Origin of the sequence: uncultured Paenalcaligenes sp., assembly GCF_947630565.1 — a bacterium.
GTDB lineage: Bacteria > Pseudomonadota > Gammaproteobacteria > Burkholderiales > Burkholderiaceae_B > Paenalcaligenes > Paenalcaligenes faecalis.
The window spans coordinates 44,418-61,575 of the sequence record NZ_CANRIC010000002.1; the positions used below are offsets into that span (position 1 = coordinate 44,418).

Genomic DNA, 17,158 nt, shown 5'->3' on the forward strand with positions numbered 1-17,158 from the left:
TACGTATCAATAAAATAAGGGCCGGATGTATCTGGCCTGTTAGTAGCTAAAAGCCCGAAAAATGTGTTGCAGTTAAACAGCCAAAGACCGCAACTGCCATTCCCCATCAAGCTGTACCAGCTCTCTGTCAATAAGGAACTCGTCCAGTTCGGGGGACTGATCGGGTAGCATCTGAATCACGATTTCACCCGACTCGCGTAAACTATTTAACTTGTCCTGCAAGGCCGCCTCAGTACCCCAAGGTGCCCGAATTGCACGCACCCGTTGCGCTGCAGCTAAACCAGCAGATAGTTTACGTAAATCCATACTGAATCCCGTAGCAGGTCGATCTCGGCCATAGGTTTTACCCACGCCATCATAACGACCCCCACGCACCAACGCGTCATGCCAGCCATCAGCATAAACACAAAAAACCACGCCGGTATGGTAGCTAGAGCTGCCACCCATATCAGCTAAATCCACCGTCAGCACAGCAACATCCAAAGACTGAACTAGAGCCTGTAACTGATCTAGGGCTTTAGTGATATTTTCCGTGTGCGGTAAAACCTGTCTTGCCTTTGCGATGACCTGATGAGCATCACCATACAAAGAACATAATGTCAGTAAAGCCTGAATGCTCTCGGTTTGACAATTAGGAATACTACTTTGTAGTTCTTGTAGACCAGGAATGTCTTTAGCGCTGAGCAAGTCAAAAACTTTTTCAGTGTAAGGCAGCAACGCAGGGTCCATCTGAATAATGGCATGCCCAATACCGGGCAGGTTTAAATCCAGGCGTGCATTTTTCACACCCGCCTTAGAAACACTAGCTAAGGCTAAACGAATGATTTCAAGGTCAGCTTCTACGCCTGCATAACCGTAAATTTCTGCACCAATCTGCAGCAGTTCTCGATCAGACAGCAGCCCTTGAGGACGAGCATGCAATACAGAACCGCAATAGCACAAACGGGCTACGGTATTTCGATTCAGTAAATGAGCATCGATACGAGCTACCTGAGGCGTCATATCCGCCCGGATTCCCATCGTACGACCTGAGAGCTGATCAACCACTTTAGTGGTGCATAGATTGAGCTTGGAGCCAGAAACGGCTTGCAAGGACTCTAAGTATTCAGCGAGTGGCGGAGCAACGAGCTCGAAGCCATAGCTACGATACAAATCAAGTAAATAACGGCGCAGTTCCTCGATACGTCGAGCTTCTGCAGGCAAAACATCCGCCAAACTTTCTGGCAATAACCAATTGGACATGAGAATAGCCTTCGCTTTTTCTATGTAAATAGGCAGGACAACAAAAAAGCGACTTGGGGGCCGTAAGCCTCCCAAGTCGCCTGCGATATGGTGTAAAAACTTACACATTAGTATATACGAATCATTTCAAAATAGCCAAGCCCTAAAGTCCGGCCTTTGATCTAATTGCATTAACTCAACTATTGTGTATTTTTCCAATAACGGAAGAACTCCGACTCAGGACTTAACACCAAGGTATCATTTTGTGAGCTAAACGCATTGCGATATGCCTCTAGACTTCGATAAAAGCGATAGAACTCAGGGTTTTTAGAGTAAGCAGATGCATAAATCTCTGCAGCCTGAGCTTCACCTGTACCACGAATGGTTTCGGCTTCAGCATAGGCCTCAGCAATCAGCTCTTCACGCTCACGATCCGCCTCGGCTCGAATGCGCTCACTTTCAGCAGCACCAGTAGCACGTAATCGGTTCGCCTCTTGTTTTCGCTCGGCTTCCATACGTCTATAAACAGACTCTGAAATCTCTGGAGCAAAATCAATGCGTCGCAAACGAACGTCAACCACTGCAACCCCTAAAGGTTTAGCTCGGTTTTGCACAGCCTCAAGAACCTCACGCATAATGCCATCACGCTCATCCGAAACCACCTCTTTTACGGTTCGGATATTGACGGACGCGTTTAATGCATCTCGAATTTGTGCTTGCAAGCGCTCAATCGCACCACGATCCGACACACCAAAGGTCACATAGAATAAACGAGGATCGTCAATACGCCATTTGACGTAGGAATCGATAAGCAAGTTTTTCTTTTCAGCCGTTTGAATACGCTCAGGGTCTTTAGCCTCGATGGTTTGCAAACGTTTATCTAGAAACACCACGTTCTGGAAAGGCGGTGGCAATTTAAAATATAAACCGGGTTTAGTAATGCTTTCTTTGACCTCACCCAAGGCAAATACCAAGGCAGAATCGCGTTCACGCACCACAAACACAGATGAAGACAGTACCGCCAGAGCAATAGCCAAAGCGATCAGAGCAGGAAACAGACGTTGCATCATGACCTCCTAGCGGGAATAAGGTGAATAAGGACTGGCCAAACTACCCATATCGCTAGAGTTAGGGATAGTTACGGGAGCATTAGATCGCACAGGTGCAGTGGTAGTACGCACTGGTGCCTCTGGTGTCGCGGGCGCTGTTGTCGCTGCACCGGTGGCTGCCGCATGAGGAGCCTCTGTGCTACGCACGGCATCACGAGCTACATTTTTTGCCATTTGATCTAGGGGCAAATACAACATATTGTTGTTTTTGCTATCAACCATAATTTTGCTGGTAGCAGATAGAATCTGCTCAAAAGTGCTGATATAGAGACGGTCACGCATAATGGCTGGCGCCTTATCGTATTCTGTCACGATGCTATTGAATCGTGCGCTATCCCCTTTTGCATCACCCAGTACTTTGGCCTTGTACCCTTCGGCTTGCTGTAGCATACGCGCCACTTGACCACGAGCCTCTGGCAATACTTTATTTGCGTAAGCGTTACCTTCGTTAATTTGACGTTCACGGTCTTGACCCGCCTTAACAGCGTCATCAAAAGCGGCTTGGACTTGCTCTGGGGGCTGCACGTTTTGAATCGCTACCGTACTAATTTGGACGCCGGTTTTATAACGATCTAATATCGTTTGCGCTAATTGCTGCACCTCTGAAGCGACCTGAGTACGTCCGGAATACAACACAAAATCCATCGGTTTTTTACCTACGATTTCGCGCATAGCGGTTTCTGCAGACTGACGCACGGCCTCGTCTGGATTATTTGTATTAAACAAATAATCGGGCGCACCTGTTTGCAATAGACGATATTGAACTACAAACTGCACATCCACAATGCTTTCGTCAGCGGTCAGCATCAAAGACTCCGTCAATACCTTATTGCGCGAGTTTCCTCTAAAGCCAATCTCAAAGGTACGCAATTGTGAAATATTAACAGCCTGATGATCCTCGATGGGATTAGGCAGACGCCACTGCAAGCCGGGATTCAAGGTTTTGATGTATTGACCAAAACGCGTTACCACTGCGACTTGCCCTTCTTGGACAATTACAAAACCGGTTGATAACCAAAACCCAACAACCAATATCAACAAACCTAAAAATAATTTAGGTGAGCCTTTAGGCATTTTCATGGGCTGGCGTCCACCAGAAGGAGGCTGCTGATTATTGCCGCCATTCCCTTTTTTACCGAACATAGAGGAAAGCCGTTTATTAAAGTCTCGCCATACCTCATCTAAATCAGGTGGCGTATCTTGATTGTCTGGACGACGGGGTGGCTGATTTTGATTGCCACTGTTTTTGTTACCGTCACGACCCCAGCCGGGATCATTTAAATTATAAATTCTCGTCATGGAATGTATTACTTTCCAGTGATTGACCTGACTCAACAATGGCTGTACGCAAGTCATCTAATCCGGCTCTGTCTAGAGCACTGACAAAAACTCGCACAACGTTGCCGTTTTCATCACGCTCTAGGCGCGGCGATAATCCTGCGGAGTCAATCTTGTTATAGACCAAAATAGTCGGAACCTGATCTGCGCCAATATCGGCGAGGACCTTGTTGACTTCGTGAACTTGTTCGTCTTTTTGCGGACTTGAGGCATCGACCACATGCAAGAGTAAATCCGCATGGATGGTTTCCTCGAGTGTAGCCCTAAACGCAGCAATGAGCGTGGGTGGTAAGTCGCGGATAAAACCCACGGTATCGGAGATAACCACCTGCCCCGCACCCTCGATCCAGACACGTCTAGTCGTGGTATCTAGCGTAGCAAACAGCTGATCCGCCGCATAAGCACCCGCCCGCGTCAGCGCATTAAATAACGTGGATTTACCCGCGTTAGTATAACCCACCAATGACACGTTTAATGTGCTACCACGCATCCGTGAACGACGCTGGGTCTGACGCTGACGATTCAATTTATCGAGGCGTTCCGTAATTTACGAACCTTTGCACCGATCATGCGTCGGTCAAGCTCTAGCTGTGATTCCCCCGGCCCTCGTATCCCAATACCACCCTGTTGACGCTCTAGGTGAGTCCACATGCGAGTTAATCGAGTCGATAAATGTTGCAACTGAGCTAGCTCAACTTGCAATTTACCCTCGTGGCTTTGGGCTCGTAAGGCAAAGATATCCAAAATCAACAAAACCCTATCTACAACACGACGATTAAATTCGCGCTCAAGGTTTCGCTGTTGAGCAGGACTTAATGCCTGATCAAACAAAATAATTTCTACTTCGTATTGATCTGCAAGAAGCACGGCGTCTTGGAGTCGCCCTTTGCCTATAAATAAAGCCGCATCAGGACGGTCGCGTTTTACGACCACGGTTTCCATGATTTGAGCCCCTGCGCCTTGGGCCAGCATCTGGAACTCTTCGGCATGGGCCGCATAGTCTAAATCGCCCATGTTGACGCTAATAATTAACGCTTTCATAGGTGCTTTAAACCAGAAAAGAAATGCCCGCTAAGCATAGAGGCGGGCTTAGCGGGTAAAAGATAGGATAGAGAAAACAACTTATTCAGCGTCTTCTTCCGATTTTAGGGTGACTGGACGTGCAGGCACTACGGTGGAAATAGCGTGCTTGTAGACCATTTGTGTCACAGTATTACGTAGTAAAACGACATACTGATCAAAGGATTCAATTTGACCCTGCAATTTAATGCCGTTCACAAGGTAGATAGAAACAGGAATGTGTTCCTTGCGTAGGGCGTTTAAAAATGGGTCTTGTAGTATCTGCCCTTTGTTACTCATTGGCTAGGCTCCAATTATGTTGTTATTTAAGTTAGTTAGATTTCTTGTGAGGTGTATTTAATATACCACTCATCAAGCCAAGCATGGCCAGGTATCTATGACTGCACAGATAAAATATCGCGCAGCGCTGTTAGTAGTGTAGCGCATTGTTCGGGTGTGCCGATGGTTATACGCAAAAACTGTTCGATTCTGGGCTGATTAAAATGGCGTACTAAAATGCCATGGTCACGTAGTGCCTGATGAATATGCTTTGCATCAACTTGTTCATGTCGAGCAAATACAAAATTTGTTTTTGAAGGCAAAACCTGAAAGCCCAAGGAGCGTAAGGCTGCTGTAAGCTGCTCACGACTTTGCATTATAGCAGCACGCTTTTCATCAAAGTAACTGCGGTCTTGGATAGCCGCCAACGCACCGGCCTGAGCAAGCGTATCTAAAGGATATGAATTAAAGCTATCTTTAACCCGTTGTAATCCAGCCACAACCTCTGGATTAGCCAACGCATACCCCACTCGTAATCCAGCTAATGCATAGGATTTAGATAAAGTATGAATTACTACAATATTGTCATACTGCCCTAAAAGGGCTGCCGCAGATTGAGCACCAAAGTCCACATATGCCTCATCAACCACAATAGCAGAATCAGGATTTGCCTGAGCAATCGCTGCAATATCATCTAGTCCTAACGCAATACCAGTGGGCGCATTGGGATTCGCAAAAATAATAGCAGCAGGCGCCACATCACGGGGACGAGTGTAATCAGACACCGTAATCGTGTAATCATCCGCCAGAGGCTGTAGTTCTGATGGCACACCAAAAAAACGGCAATAGGTCTTATAAAAACTGTAAGTAATGTCCGGCATTAACAGCGGTCGATTATCACGCAAAAACAACGTATTAAAAACATGCGCTAAGACTTCGTCCGAACCATTACCCAAAAATACCTGATCTGTCCCCACCTGATGTAAGTCAGCAATGGCAGCAATCAATGCCGCACTGTCGTATGGAGGATACAAACGTAAACGATCATTCGTTACGGCCGCAATCGCCTCTAAGACCTTAGGGGAAGGACCATAAGCATGCTCGTTGGTATTGAGCTTTAATAAATTTTGCTTTGGTTGCTCGCCCGGCACATAGGGTTGCAAGGCATGAATGTGATCACTCCAAAAACGACTCAATTACTTCTCCTGAACATAAGGGTTACGAGAGGACTTGAGCTCTACACGCATTGGCGTGCCTTCGAGATCAAAGGTCTCACGGATTTTACCTTCAAGGTAACGTTTATAACTGTCTGACACACCATCCAACCCACTGCCATGCACAATAACAATGGGGGGGTTTTGTCCACCTTGGTGCGCATAACGCATTTTGGGACGGAAAATCCCTTTGCGAGGCGGTTGTTGTTGCTCTACGGCTTCGTGAATAGCACGCGTTAATTTTGGCGTAGACATACGACGGAATGCAGCCGCATGTGCAGATTTAACCGCACGCATCACATGATTAATACCCTGCCCTTTAAGTGCTGAGGTCGTTTGAACCTTAGCAAAATCAAGGAAGCGTAATTTACGAGCATATTCACGTTTTGCCCACTCACGTCTGTAGCTATCCAGATCGTCCCATTTATTCATGGCGATCACGACAGCACGACCTGTTTCCAGAACAAAACCGGCAATACTTGCGTCTTGATCGGAAATCTCAGTGGAGCTATCTAACATCAACAACACCACATTACATGCCTCAATAGCTTGTAATGTTTTAATAACCGAGAATTTTTCGATGGTTTCAAAGACCTTACCGCGTTTACGCAAACCGGCCGTATCAATCAGCGTATAAGGCGTACCCTTGTAATCAAATTCGATTTCAATGGCATCTCGTGTCGTACCGGGTTGGTCAAACGCGATCACACGTTCCTCGCCCATTAGCGCATTAATAAAAGTCGATTTACCCACATTAGGGCGACCTACAATGGCTAATTTAATACGATGTTGAAAAGGCTCTTCGGGAGCATCAGGGTCAAACTCTGGCTCGTCTTCGATTTCTGGTTCAGGGATAGTGGCTAAGGCTGCCTCAATGAGCTCGCCCACACCATCACCGTGAGAAGCCGAGATAAGATGGGCCTCACCCAAGCCAAGCTCATGAAACTCTAGGCCTGCTGTGCCATAGCGCATCCCTTCTGCTTTATTAATGGCCAACAATACTGGCTGACCACTACGGCGCAATAACTTGGCAATATCAAAGTCCAAACGATTTAAGCCTTCACGCGCGTCCACCAAGAAAATGATGACATCCGACTCAGCAATTGCTTGCTCAGTTTGTTTAGCCATTTCACGCACAATGCCATCTTTGGCTACAGGCTCAAAACCACCTGTATCTACAATAAGATAAGGGCGTGAACCCATGCGACCCTCGCCATAATGGCGGTCACGTGTTAACCCAGGCAAATCAGCAACAAGCGCCTGACGAGAGCGGGTTAAACGGTTAAATAGCGTCGATTTACCCACGTTAGCACGGCCAACGATGGTTACGACGGGTTTAAAAGCTATGCTTTTCAATTGACACCAACCAATACTAAATTGCCATTGCCGCTTTGGACAAGTACACCGTGTTCGGTGCCCACCAATGGCGAAACAATAGCCCCAGAGCCAACGCTTACTCGTCCAAGAAGACGGCCGTCGCTACGGGAAAGAAAATGAATATATCCCTGATAGTCGCCCACAGCAATTTCGCTATTTAAGACGGCTGGGCCAGAGAGTTTACGATTACGCAATCCGTCTTGCGTCCAGACAGTTGTGCCATCACCCAAGGCGAAAGCATTAACTACATCACGTTGATTTGAGCCAAATAGCAACTGGCCATCTGTCACAATACCTGCTGTTGTGGAGTAATCTTTTTGCCAAACAGGAAAACCGCCCTGAGAGACATCAAAACAAACAATGCGCCCTTGGTAGGAAGAGCCACACAGTAGCGGCCCTGCAGCGGCTGGACCACCCACTACATCATTAATACGCTCTAGATCCGTCGCACCACGAGACTGTGACACCACGCCTTCCCACTGTACGGCGCCCGTTTGCCCATCAATAATCATAAGACGTCCATTTGGCATGCCAGCAATTACCATGCCATCAAAGACTTCCATTTTGATATTGGTTTTAAGAGCTAAAGCCGGACCTGGGCGCTGTAGGCTCCAGATCAAATCACCATTACGCGCATTAAAGGCTTGAATGCGATAATCAGAACTACGCACTACCACCAAGCCATTACCTACGGCTGGAGGGACGTTGACCTCGCTACTGGCTTGAGATGTCCATAAATGATTACCACTACTATCATAAGCAATCACCGAGCCATCATTAGAAGCCACTGCTACCAGATTATTATCCGCCCCCACTCCCGCCGACAGTTGTTTAGCTGCGTTAACTGTCCAACCCACGCGACCCGATGACAAGTCAACTTGCGTTAACTGCCCAGATGGCGTTGCCGCATAAACACGATCACCGACTCGGGCTGGCACAAAACCAAACCCAGCCCCTTTACCAATGGATACAGACCAACGTACATTTGCAGCCACTTTGGCGTCATAGTCAGCTAAAGGTGCCGGCATAAAACGCGGATCTTTAGAAGAAAACATAGAGCAAGCACTGAGCGCAGCAAGGCTAAGTGCGGCAGCGGCAAATTTAGCCGAGCGTAGATTCAGTAACATCGCCATCCGTTATTCCTTTCCTAAAGCATCAAGTTTTAATTGAACAATTTGGTTATAGGCCACCTCATTCAAAGCAGCCAAGGCTTTTGTCCACTCTGAGCGCGCTTGCTCTAGTTGACCTTGGGCATAATGAATATCACCACGACGGTCTGCAAAAAGACCTACATACGCAGCCGATGGGTTTTTTAGCTGTTCTAGCGCTGCCACATAATCTGTTTGCTCTAGTAAAATACCCGCCAAACGCAAACGAGCCATATCCACCAGTGCCGTTTCCGCGCTGTGCTGAGCTAACCATTGCAGTTGAGCTTTAGCCCCGTCCAAGTCACCTTGCTTTTGCAAAGCTTGGGCGGCAACCAGCAAACCACGACTGGTATAGCCTGATTTAGCATGATCTTTTTTTAAGGCTTCACTAGCTGCCAAAATACGCGCTGTTGACTCCTCGGAAGGCTGAGCGGATGCTACCTCTAGGGCCTCAAAGTAGCCCATTGCTTTAGTTGCTTGGTGTTGCTCATACCACTGGTAGCCTCGCCAACCTAAAATAGCAAGAGCAAACAAAAAAGCCAACACCATGATTTTGACGCCGTTTTTATCCCACCAATCTTTCAGGGCGTCTAGTTTTTCCTGTTCTTCTAAATCGTATGCCATGCGGATTAAACCTTTGACTGCAAATATGTAGCAAGTTGATCAAAAGCAATGCTTTCCTGTGGTTGTTCTGCATCACTAGCTCGTAACCATTTAACGCTAGCGGCGCGCTCTTGGATCTCCGTTTCGCCTAGAATGACAGCAACCACTGCCCCACTTGCGTCAGCACGTTTAAATTGCGACTTAAAGCCCGTAGAACCCGCATGCACTAGAACATTAACGCCTACATCACGTAGTTGTTCGGCTAAGATCATGGCCTGACGTTGGGCTTGGTCACCTTGGTGAATCATATAGACCTGACATTCAGGTACTGACAAAGGCTCTTGATCCTGCTGGCATAAATCTAATAGACGCTCCATACCGATCGCAAAACCAACAGCGGGGGCAGATTTGCCACCCAAAATCTCCATCAACCCATCATAGCGACCACCGCCACACACCGTACCTTGCGCACCTAAACGATCTGTGACCCACTCAAAAACGGTTAGGTTGTAATAGTCCAAACCACGAACCATGCGCGGATTTAAGGTATAAGCAATGCCGGCATCATCCAAACGCTGACATACGCCCTGATAATGAGCAAGAGAGGCTTCACCTAAGAAATCAAATAATTTAGGTGCATTATTTGCCATGTCTTGCATAGCTGGGTTTTTACTATCCAACACACGCAATGGATTGGTATACATACGGCGTTTGGCCTCATCATCCATCACCTCTGTGTGTTGCTCTAGATAAGCAATTAAGGCTTCACGATGCGCGGCTCGTTCTTGGCTATGGCCTAAGGAGTTAATTTCCAAGCGTACATCGTGAAGACCTAATTTTTTCCATAGGCGCGCCAGCATAATGATTAATTCTGCATCAATGTCTGGACCAGGCAAACCCAAGGCCTCTACGTCAATTTGATGAAACTGTCTATAGCGACCACGCTGAGGGCGTTCGTGCCTAAATACGGGACCTATAGAATAAATACGATGCGCACGATCATAAAGCATATTATGCTCAATCGCAGCACGCACAATGCCGGCAGTAAACTCGGGGCGCATCGTTAGTTTGTCATCATTGAGCGAGTCGGTAAAAGAGTACATTTCTTTTTCGACAATATCAGTGACCTCTCCGATACCACGAGCAAATAGCTGTGTGTATTCCAAAACGGGGGTACGCATATTGCGATAGCCATAGCTGGCAAGCCAATCACGTACAGTTTGTTCTAATTGTTCCCACTGAGCACTTTCACCGGGGAGTATGTCCTTCATGCCTGTTAGGCCACGAAGTTTTTGTACAGACTTCGACATAAAATTCTTTTCCGTAGGCCTACGCCTAGTACCTTATTTATGGAGCGTACCGTTTTTGTACGTAATCCAAAACAATTTGTTGAAACTCTTGGGCAATCGTATCACCTTTTAGCGTGATAACACGTTCGCCATCTACATATACAGGAGCGGCGGGAGTTTCCCCTGTGCCGGGTAAGCTAATGCCTATATCCGCATGACGACTTTCACCGGGCCCATTCACTACGCACCCCATGACCGCTACATTCATGGTTTCCACACCGGGGTATTCATGACGCCACAATGGCATTTGCTCGCGTAGAAAGCCTTGGATATCGTTAGCTAACTCTTGGAATACCGTACTGCTAGTGCGCCCACAACCCGGACAGGCTACCACCATCGGAGTAAATGCCCGTAAGCCCATGGTTTGCAATATCTCCTGCGCAACCACAACCTCTTGGCGTCTATCGCCGCCGGGCTCTGGCGTCAGCGAAATACGAATCGTGTCACCGATCCCCTGCTGCAATAAAACGGACAATGCAGCGGTGGAAGCTACGATCCCTTTGCTGCCCATACCGGCCTCGGTCAACCCTAAATGCAAGGGATAGTCACAGCGCGCAGATAGATCTTGATAAACCGTAATCAAATCTTGAACATGGCTAACTTTACACGACAAAATAATAGCATCAGCAGGCAACCCTAACTGCTCGGCTCGTTGTGCATTTGAAATGGCCGATACAACCAATGCCTCACGCATAACGGCCTGTGCCTCCCAGGGTCGACTGCGCTGCGCATTCTGGTCCATCATTTTTGCCATCAGCTCGTGATCTAAACTACCCCAATTCACCCCAATACGCACTGGCTTATTGTGTTTGCACGCCACCTCAATCATCTGGGCAAAATTATCATCACGGCGTTTGCCGCCACCCATATTACCGGGATTAATGCGATATTTAGAGAGAGCTTGCGCACACTCGGGATAATCGGTCAGTAACTTATGGCCGTTATAGTGAAAATCACCCACTAAAGGCACATCAACATTCATGCGATCTAACTGCTCGCGTATCGCAGCAACCTCTTGAGCAGCAGCAGGCGTATTAACCGTAATACGAACCATTTCTGATCCCGCTAGCGCCAATTCTTTGACTTGAATCGCTGTCTCAATGGCATTTGCTGTATCCGTATTGGTCATGGACTGCACCACTACGGGGGCTCCCCCACCTACCAGCACATGGTTATCCCCCCAACTCACGTCTACGCGACGTGTTAGTTTACGAGGAGTAGCGCCCACAGCTAAAGCATCGCGCTCGGATGAAGCAAAATCAAATAAATCAATCATGACTTAAACTCTTTGAGCCAATCAAAAACCAACCAATCCTCTGGGATCAAGCCTTGGTCTAAGGCATAAAAGACGGCGATTAAAATAAGTACAGCAATCACTAACAACCATCCCCATGATCGCTGAGAAGGCTCTGCATATAACGACATATCAGAACCGCTCCAGTCAGCGCCCTTACGCGTGGTTTTAACTACTCGTTTTGTTGTTGCTGTGCCTTGTTGTTTATCTAACATATCCAACAAAACATTTTCGTCCGTTTCCAAAAAACGGGCATAACTTTTGACCATCCAACGTAAAGGAACCCCACTGGGCAACACCGCCCAGTTCTCCTGCTCTAGAGCCTCAAGCTGAGGCACAGAGTATTTTAAACGTGTAGAGACATCGTTGTAGCTCAGACCACGTGCTTGACGTAACTCTGCAATAAATGCGCCAAGTTGATTAGCAGTAGTCTCTAGCTCTGGACTAGAGGAGGTTAAGCTCATGCTCGCTCCGGTTGAATCATAATCGTTCCCTGTTGAGGCAAGCGTTCACGAATACGAGTTCGGTCACGAATATCACCAGCTAATTGACCACAGGCGGCATCAATGTCATCACCACGTGTTTTTCGTACCGTAGTGACCACACCACCATCCTGAAGACGTGATGCAAAATCACGTACGGCTGATTGTGATGAACGCTTTAGCCCTGACTGAGGGAACGGATTGAAAGGAATTAGGTTAAATTTACAGCGTACTTGTTTAGCAATATCAAGCAGTTGCTGGGCGTGCTCTGGTTGGTCATTAATACCATCAAGCATGATGTATTCAAAAGTAATAAAGTCACGCGGCGCATACTGTAAATAATTATTACACGAGGCGATCAATTCGCGTAATGGGTGTTTTCGATTTAATGGTACTAATTTATCGCGCAAGGCATCATTAGGCGCATGCAAAGAGACGGCCAATGCCACAGGGCAGTCTTGAGCCAGCCTGTCCATAAATGGCACCACCCCTGAAGTAGATACCGTAACGCGGCGTCTAGACAAACCATAAGCATTATCATCAAGCATTATTTGCAAGGCAATAAGCACCTGATCGTAATTAAGCAAAGGTTCGCCCATGCCCATAAAAACAACGTTACTAATAAACCGGTTGTCCACGACGGGTTGCGGATTATTGCCTACTCGAGCAGCCGTTGGGTCTTGTCGCAATTTATCGCGAGCAAACCATAGCTGTCCAATAATTTCGGCAGCCGTTAAGTTACGATTAAACCCTTGATAGCCAGTAGAGCAAAAAGGACATGCTACCGTACACCCTGCCTGACTAGAGATACAAAGAGTCCCCCTATCGTCTTCAGGGATATACACTGCCTCTACGGCATTATTTTGGCCTACATCAAAAAGCCATTTACGTGTTCCATCAGCAGAACGCTGTTCAATTTGCTGAGTCGGGGCGCAAATTGAACAATGTTGTGCCAACTGCTCTCGGAATACGCGCGCCAAATCAGTCATTTCCTCGAAATCACTGACCCCACGCTGATGAATCCAACGTTGGAGTTGCTTGGCTCGAAATGGTTTATTGCCCCACTGGGCAACCAATTCGACCAACTGTTCGGGCGTATGGCCCATGATATTCGTGCGAGTTTCTGACATAATGATTTGACGTGCGTATGAGCAATTAAGAATTAACGGCTGTGAACTTCAGTTGAAGCAAAGAAGTAAGCGATTTCAACAGCAGCTGTTTCTGGGGCATCAGAGCCATGAACAGCGTTTGCATCAATGCTTTCGGCGAAGTCAGCGCGGATTGTACCGGCAGCGGCTTCTTTAGGGTTTGTAGCACCCATCAATTCACGGTTTTTAGCGATTGCGTTTTCACCCTCTAGAACCTGAACAAATACAGGACCAGAAATCATGAACTCAACTAAATCGTTAAAGAAAGGACGCTCTTTGTGTACTGCGTAGAAACCTTCGGCTTCAGCGCGAGATAATTGCATCAAACGACCAGCGGCGATTGTTAGGCCAGCTGCCTCGAAACGAGCAACGATTTGACCGATTACATTTTTAGCAACTGCATCGGGTTTAATAATAGATAGGGTGCGTTCAATAGCCATGTAAAATCCCAGTATAAACAAAAAATGAAGTCGTTATTGCAGTGACAAAAACGACGATGACAAAGAAAATGTTGTTTTTATCAAGAAAAACAAGCACTTTTGATACTTTTCAGATAGCGTAGTATTTTAACATGCTCACAGCATCGTGCCGCATCTTAAAATACTGCTTTTAGACTTATTATTTTCAACAGCAGCTTTTGGGGCTAAAACCCCACAGGTTTTGCTTTAAATTGCAACACAATGACCAACTCTTCCAATACCACTCTACTCGATCAGCTTGCTAAAAGCTTTGAACCTAAAGACATCGAAGGCAGTCGTTATGCTCAGTGGGAGCAAGCCGGCCTATTTGGTAGTGGGCAACACGTTGCCCGCGCTGACGACCAATCCCCTGCCTTTGTTATTCAATGCCCACCGCCAAACGTTACGGGCACTCTACATATGGGCCATGCGTTTAATCAAACGATTATGGATGGTTTAACCCGCTACCACCGCATGAAAGGCTTTGATACTGCTTTTATCCCTGGCACAGACCATGCTGGGATTGCGACCCAAATTGTAGTCGAACGTCAACTGGACGAGCAAAACATTTCTCGTCATGACTTAGGCCGTGATCAATTCGTTGAAAAAGTGTGGGAATGGAAAGAGAAATCGGGCAATGCGATTACCGAACAAGTCCGCCGTTTAGGTTCCTCATGTGATTGGGATCGCGAATACTTCACCATGGACGACAACTTAACTCGTGGTGTGGCAGAAACGTTTATACGTTTATACGAACAAGGTCTGATTTATCGCGGGAAACGACTCGTTAACTGGGATCCTGTTCTAGGCACTGCCGTGTCTGACTTAGAGGTCGAAAGCACAGAAGAACAAGGTCATTTATGGGAAATTCGCTATCCCCTCACAGAGGCAAGCGGTGATCTTACCCATCTCGTTGTTGCAACGACTCGCCCAGAAACCATGTTAGGCGACGTAGCGGTAATGGTACACCCCGAAGACGAGCGTTACGCCCATTTAATTGGCAAAACTGTCACGCTACCTCTAGTAAACAAACTTATTCCTATTATTGCGGATGACTATGTAGATCGCGAATTTGGTACAGGAGTAGTAAAGGTCACACCCGCACATGACTTCAATGACTATGCGGTAGGTGAACGTCACGGCTTAGAGAAAATCAGCATCCTAACCCTAGATGCAAAAATCAATGAAAACGCCCCTGAAAAATACCAAGGCATGGATCGTTTTGAGGCACGCAAACAGGTAGTAGCAGACCTAGAGGCCATTGACGCACTGCAAGCCGTCAAACCCCATACTTTGATGGTACCCCGTGGCGATCGCACCAACACGGTGATTGAACCCATGCTAACTGACCAATGGTTTGTGGCCATGAGTCAACCCGCACCTGTCGATTCACTGCATCCAGGCAAAAGCATCACCGAGGTCGCCCTAGAAGTCGTAGCAAATGGTCAAATTAAGTTTGTACCTGAAAACTGGACGACCACCTACAACCAGTGGCTCAATAATATCCAAGACTGGTGTATTTCTCGCCAACTCTGGTGGGGACATCAAATTCCTGCGTGGTATAGCGAGGCTGGCGACATCATCGTTGCCCGTAACGAAGAAGAAGCCAAACAAAAAGCGGCAGCTGCTGGCATTCAAGGCGAACTGCGCCGAGACGAAGATGTTCTAGACACCTGGTTCTCTTCCGCCCTAGTGCCTTTTACTGATTTAGGTTGGCCAGAACAAACTCCAGATTTATCAAAATATTTGCCCTCTAGCGTCCTCGTGACGGGCTTTGATATTATTTTCTTTTGGGTCGCTCGCATGGTCATGATGAGCATGCATATGACAGGGCAAGTACCATTTAATACCGTTTATGTTCACGGCTTAGTCTGCGACATGGAAGGTAAAAAAATGAGTAAATCCCGTGGCAATACCATTGACCCAGTGGATTTAATTGATGGTATTGATGTCGAAACCTTAGTAAAAAAACGCACTTTTGGCTTAATGAACCCAAAACAGGCCGACAGCATTGCTAAGCGTACCCGCAAAGACTACCCAGATGGCGTTCCAGCCTACGGTACGGATGCATTACGCTTTACGATGGCGGCTTATGCAACCTTAGGTCGAAATATCAACTTTGACCTAAAACGCTGCGAAGGTTATCGCAATTTCAATAATAAACTATGGAATGCGACTCGCTTTGTGCTGATGAACACCGAAGCCCAAGAACCGTTTATGCAGTTCTGCGCTGTCACCGAATACTCTGCGGTAGACAAATGGATTCGTAGCCAACTACAGCGCCTGATTCAAACCGTAGAGCGCAACTTTGCCGAGTACCGCTTTGACAATATCGCAAACGCCATTTATCACTTTGTTTGGGATGAGTACTGCGACTGGTACTTAGAAATGGCAAAGGTGCAAATCCAACAAGGCAATCCGGCCCAAAAGCTAGCTACTCAGCGCACGCTAATCGAAGTACTAGAAACGGTCTTGCGTTTAGCACACCCCATCATTCCATTCATTACCGAGGAGCTATGGCAAAAGGTTGCTATCGTTGCCGGTAAACGTACTGCGGACGAAGCCACCAGCATCAGCGTACAGCCCTACCCTGAACTTAATGCAAAGCTCCTTGACGAGACGGCGGAAAAACAAATTGCAGAACTTAAATCCCAAGTCGATGCAATTCGTGCCCTGCGTAGTGAAATGGGTCTACCCCCCTCTGAGCGTGTACCACTCTTAGTTCAAGGGGATGCCGATATGCTAGAGCGCAATACGCCTTACTTAAAAGCCTTAGCCAAAATGGCCGAAGTAGAGGTACACGAACAACTCCCTGACTTAGGCGCACCAGTACAAGTCGTTGGCACCACTCAACTTATGTTGCACGTAGAGGTTGACGTCGAAGCCGAAACAGCGCGCTTAACCAAAGAAATAGATCGTCTAACGATTGAGATCAACAAAGCAAATGGCAAATTAAATAACGCCAGCTTTGTAGAGCGCGCTCCTGCCGCCGTGGTTGAACAAGAACGAGAGCGCCTCAATAGCTTCACACAAACCCTAGAAAAAATTCAAGGGCAGCTCGCTAGACTACACGCCTAAC

General features: G+C 47.2%; 14 protein-coding genes and 1 pseudogene. 1 reads left to right on the forward strand and 14 read right to left on the reverse strand.

Going from position 1 to position 17,158, the window contains the following annotated elements; all coding sequences use genetic code 11:
• Positions 1 to 72 precede the first annotated feature (72 nt).
• From Q0Z62_RS00905 to ndk, 14 genes and pseudogenes are all read right to left on the reverse strand, one after another.
• Positions 73 to 1,242 carry an ATP phosphoribosyltransferase regulatory subunit gene (locus Q0Z62_RS00905; RefSeq protein ID WP_269901726.1) on the reverse strand — a complete coding sequence of 390 codons (1,170 nt, stop codon included), beginning with the start codon at positions 1,240 to 1,242 and terminating at the stop codon, positions 73 to 75.
• 179 nt (positions 1,243 to 1,421) lie between these two features.
• Positions 1,422 to 2,288 carry a protease modulator HflC gene (gene hflC, locus Q0Z62_RS00910; protein ID WP_269902161.1) on the reverse strand — a complete coding sequence of 289 codons (867 nt, stop codon included), beginning with the start codon at positions 2,286 to 2,288 and terminating at the stop codon, positions 1,422 to 1,424.
• A gap of 9 nt (positions 2,289 to 2,297) precedes the next feature.
• A complete protein-coding gene (gene hflK, locus Q0Z62_RS00915) occupies positions 2,298 to 3,638 on the reverse strand; it encodes an FtsH protease activity modulator HflK (protein WP_269902160.1) in 1,341 nt (446 codons plus the stop codon).
• Positions 3,613 to 4,709 (reverse strand): annotated as a pseudogene (hflX, locus tag Q0Z62_RS00920) (GTPase HflX). The gene hflK and the pseudogene hflX overlap by 26 nt, the downstream one beginning before the upstream one ends.
• A gap of 81 nt (positions 4,710 to 4,790) precedes the next feature.
• Positions 4,791 to 5,027, reverse strand: a complete 237-nt coding sequence (hfq, locus tag Q0Z62_RS00925; RefSeq protein WP_269901724.1) for an RNA chaperone Hfq — start codon at positions 5,025 to 5,027, stop codon at positions 4,791 to 4,793.
• A gap of 95 nt (positions 5,028 to 5,122) precedes the next feature.
• Complete coding sequence (hisC, locus tag Q0Z62_RS00930; RefSeq protein ID WP_269901723.1) at positions 5,123 to 6,202, reverse strand: histidinol-phosphate transaminase; 1,080 nt, start codon at positions 6,200 to 6,202, stop codon at positions 5,123 to 5,125.
• The gene (gene der / locus Q0Z62_RS00935) at positions 6,203 to 7,567 is read right to left on the reverse strand and encodes a ribosome biogenesis GTPase Der (RefSeq protein ID WP_269902159.1); all 1,365 of its coding nucleotides are present in this window, start codon (positions 7,565 to 7,567) and stop codon (positions 6,203 to 6,205) included.
• 5 nt (positions 7,568 to 7,572) lie between these two features.
• Positions 7,573 to 8,730 (reverse strand): outer membrane protein assembly factor BamB, encoded by a 1,158-nt coding sequence (bamB, locus tag Q0Z62_RS00940; RefSeq protein WP_269901722.1) that lies wholly within the window; start codon positions 8,728 to 8,730, stop codon positions 7,573 to 7,575.
• 3 nt (positions 8,731 to 8,733) lie between these two features.
• The gene (locus Q0Z62_RS00945; protein ID WP_269901721.1) at positions 8,734 to 9,369 is read right to left on the reverse strand and encodes a tetratricopeptide repeat protein; all 636 of its coding nucleotides are present in this window, start codon (positions 9,367 to 9,369) and stop codon (positions 8,734 to 8,736) included.
• A 5-nt stretch (positions 9,370 to 9,374) separates the two neighbouring features.
• On the reverse strand, positions 9,375 to 10,658 hold the full coding sequence (gene hisS / locus Q0Z62_RS00950; RefSeq protein WP_269901720.1) for a histidine--tRNA ligase: 1,284 nt from the start codon (positions 10,656 to 10,658) through the stop codon (positions 9,375 to 9,377).
• Positions 10,659 to 10,695: 37 nt separating this feature from the next.
• Positions 10,696 to 11,973, reverse strand: a complete 1,278-nt coding sequence (gene ispG / locus Q0Z62_RS00955; protein WP_269901719.1) for a flavodoxin-dependent (E)-4-hydroxy-3-methylbut-2-enyl-diphosphate synthase — start codon at positions 11,971 to 11,973, stop codon at positions 10,696 to 10,698.
• Positions 11,970 to 12,455 (reverse strand): helix-turn-helix transcriptional regulator, encoded by a 486-nt coding sequence (locus tag Q0Z62_RS00960; protein WP_269901718.1) that lies wholly within the window; start codon positions 12,453 to 12,455, stop codon positions 11,970 to 11,972. The genes ispG and Q0Z62_RS00960 overlap by 4 nt, the downstream gene beginning before the upstream one ends.
• Positions 12,452 to 13,603 (reverse strand): 23S rRNA (adenine(2503)-C(2))-methyltransferase RlmN, encoded by a 1,152-nt coding sequence (rlmN, locus tag Q0Z62_RS00965; RefSeq protein ID WP_269901717.1) that lies wholly within the window; start codon positions 13,601 to 13,603, stop codon positions 12,452 to 12,454. The genes Q0Z62_RS00960 and rlmN overlap by 4 nt, the downstream gene beginning before the upstream one ends.
• A 32-nt stretch (positions 13,604 to 13,635) precedes the next feature.
• Positions 13,636 to 14,061: a nucleoside-diphosphate kinase gene (gene ndk, locus Q0Z62_RS00970; protein ID WP_269901716.1), complete on the reverse strand. Its 426-nt coding sequence runs from the start codon at positions 14,059 to 14,061 to the stop codon at positions 13,636 to 13,638.
• Positions 14,062 to 14,301: 240 nt separating this feature from the next.
• Here ndk and Q0Z62_RS00975 point away from each other — a divergent pair, with 240 nt between their 5' ends.
• The gene (locus tag Q0Z62_RS00975; protein WP_298050232.1) at positions 14,302 to 17,157 is read left to right on the forward strand and encodes a valine--tRNA ligase; all 2,856 of its coding nucleotides are present in this window, start codon (positions 14,302 to 14,304) and stop codon (positions 17,155 to 17,157) included.
• Position 17,158 lies beyond the last annotated feature (1 nt).

What these genes read in the sequence shown, in the direction of transcription:
- Q0Z62_RS00905 (WP_269901726.1), bottom strand. Translation starts at nt 1,242, where the DNA reads ATGTCCAATTGGTTATTGCCAGAAAGTTTGGCGGATGTTTTGCCTGCA.
- hflC (WP_269902161.1), bottom strand. Translation starts at nt 2,288, where the DNA reads ATGCAACGTCTGTTTCCTGCTCTGATCGCTTTGGCTATTGCTCTGGCG.
- hfq (WP_269901724.1), bottom strand. Translation starts at nt 5,027, where the DNA reads ATGAGTAACAAAGGGCAGATACTACAAGACCCATTTTTAAACGCCCTA.
- bamB (WP_269901722.1), bottom strand. Translation starts at nt 8,730, where the DNA reads ATGGCGATGTTACTGAATCTACGCTCGGCTAAATTTGCCGCTGCCGCA.
- Q0Z62_RS00945 (WP_269901721.1), bottom strand. Translation starts at nt 9,369, where the DNA reads ATGGCATACGATTTAGAAGAACAGGAAAAACTAGACGCCCTGAAAGAT.
- hisS (WP_269901720.1), bottom strand. Translation starts at nt 10,658, where the DNA reads ATGTCGAAGTCTGTACAAAAACTTCGTGGCCTAACAGGCATGAAGGAC.
- ispG (WP_269901719.1), bottom strand. Translation starts at nt 11,973, where the DNA reads ATGATTGATTTATTTGATTTTGCTTCATCCGAGCGCGATGCTTTAGCT.
- Q0Z62_RS00960 (WP_269901718.1), bottom strand. Translation starts at nt 12,455, where the DNA reads ATGAGCTTAACCTCCTCTAGTCCAGAGCTAGAGACTACTGCTAATCAA.
- rlmN (WP_269901717.1), bottom strand. Translation starts at nt 13,603, where the DNA reads ATGTCAGAAACTCGCACGAATATCATGGGCCATACGCCCGAACAGTTG.
- ndk (WP_269901716.1), bottom strand. Translation starts at nt 14,061, where the DNA reads ATGGCTATTGAACGCACCCTATCTATTATTAAACCCGATGCAGTTGCT.
- Q0Z62_RS00975 (WP_298050232.1), top strand. Translation starts at nt 14,302, where the DNA reads ATGACCAACTCTTCCAATACCACTCTACTCGATCAGCTTGCTAAAAGC.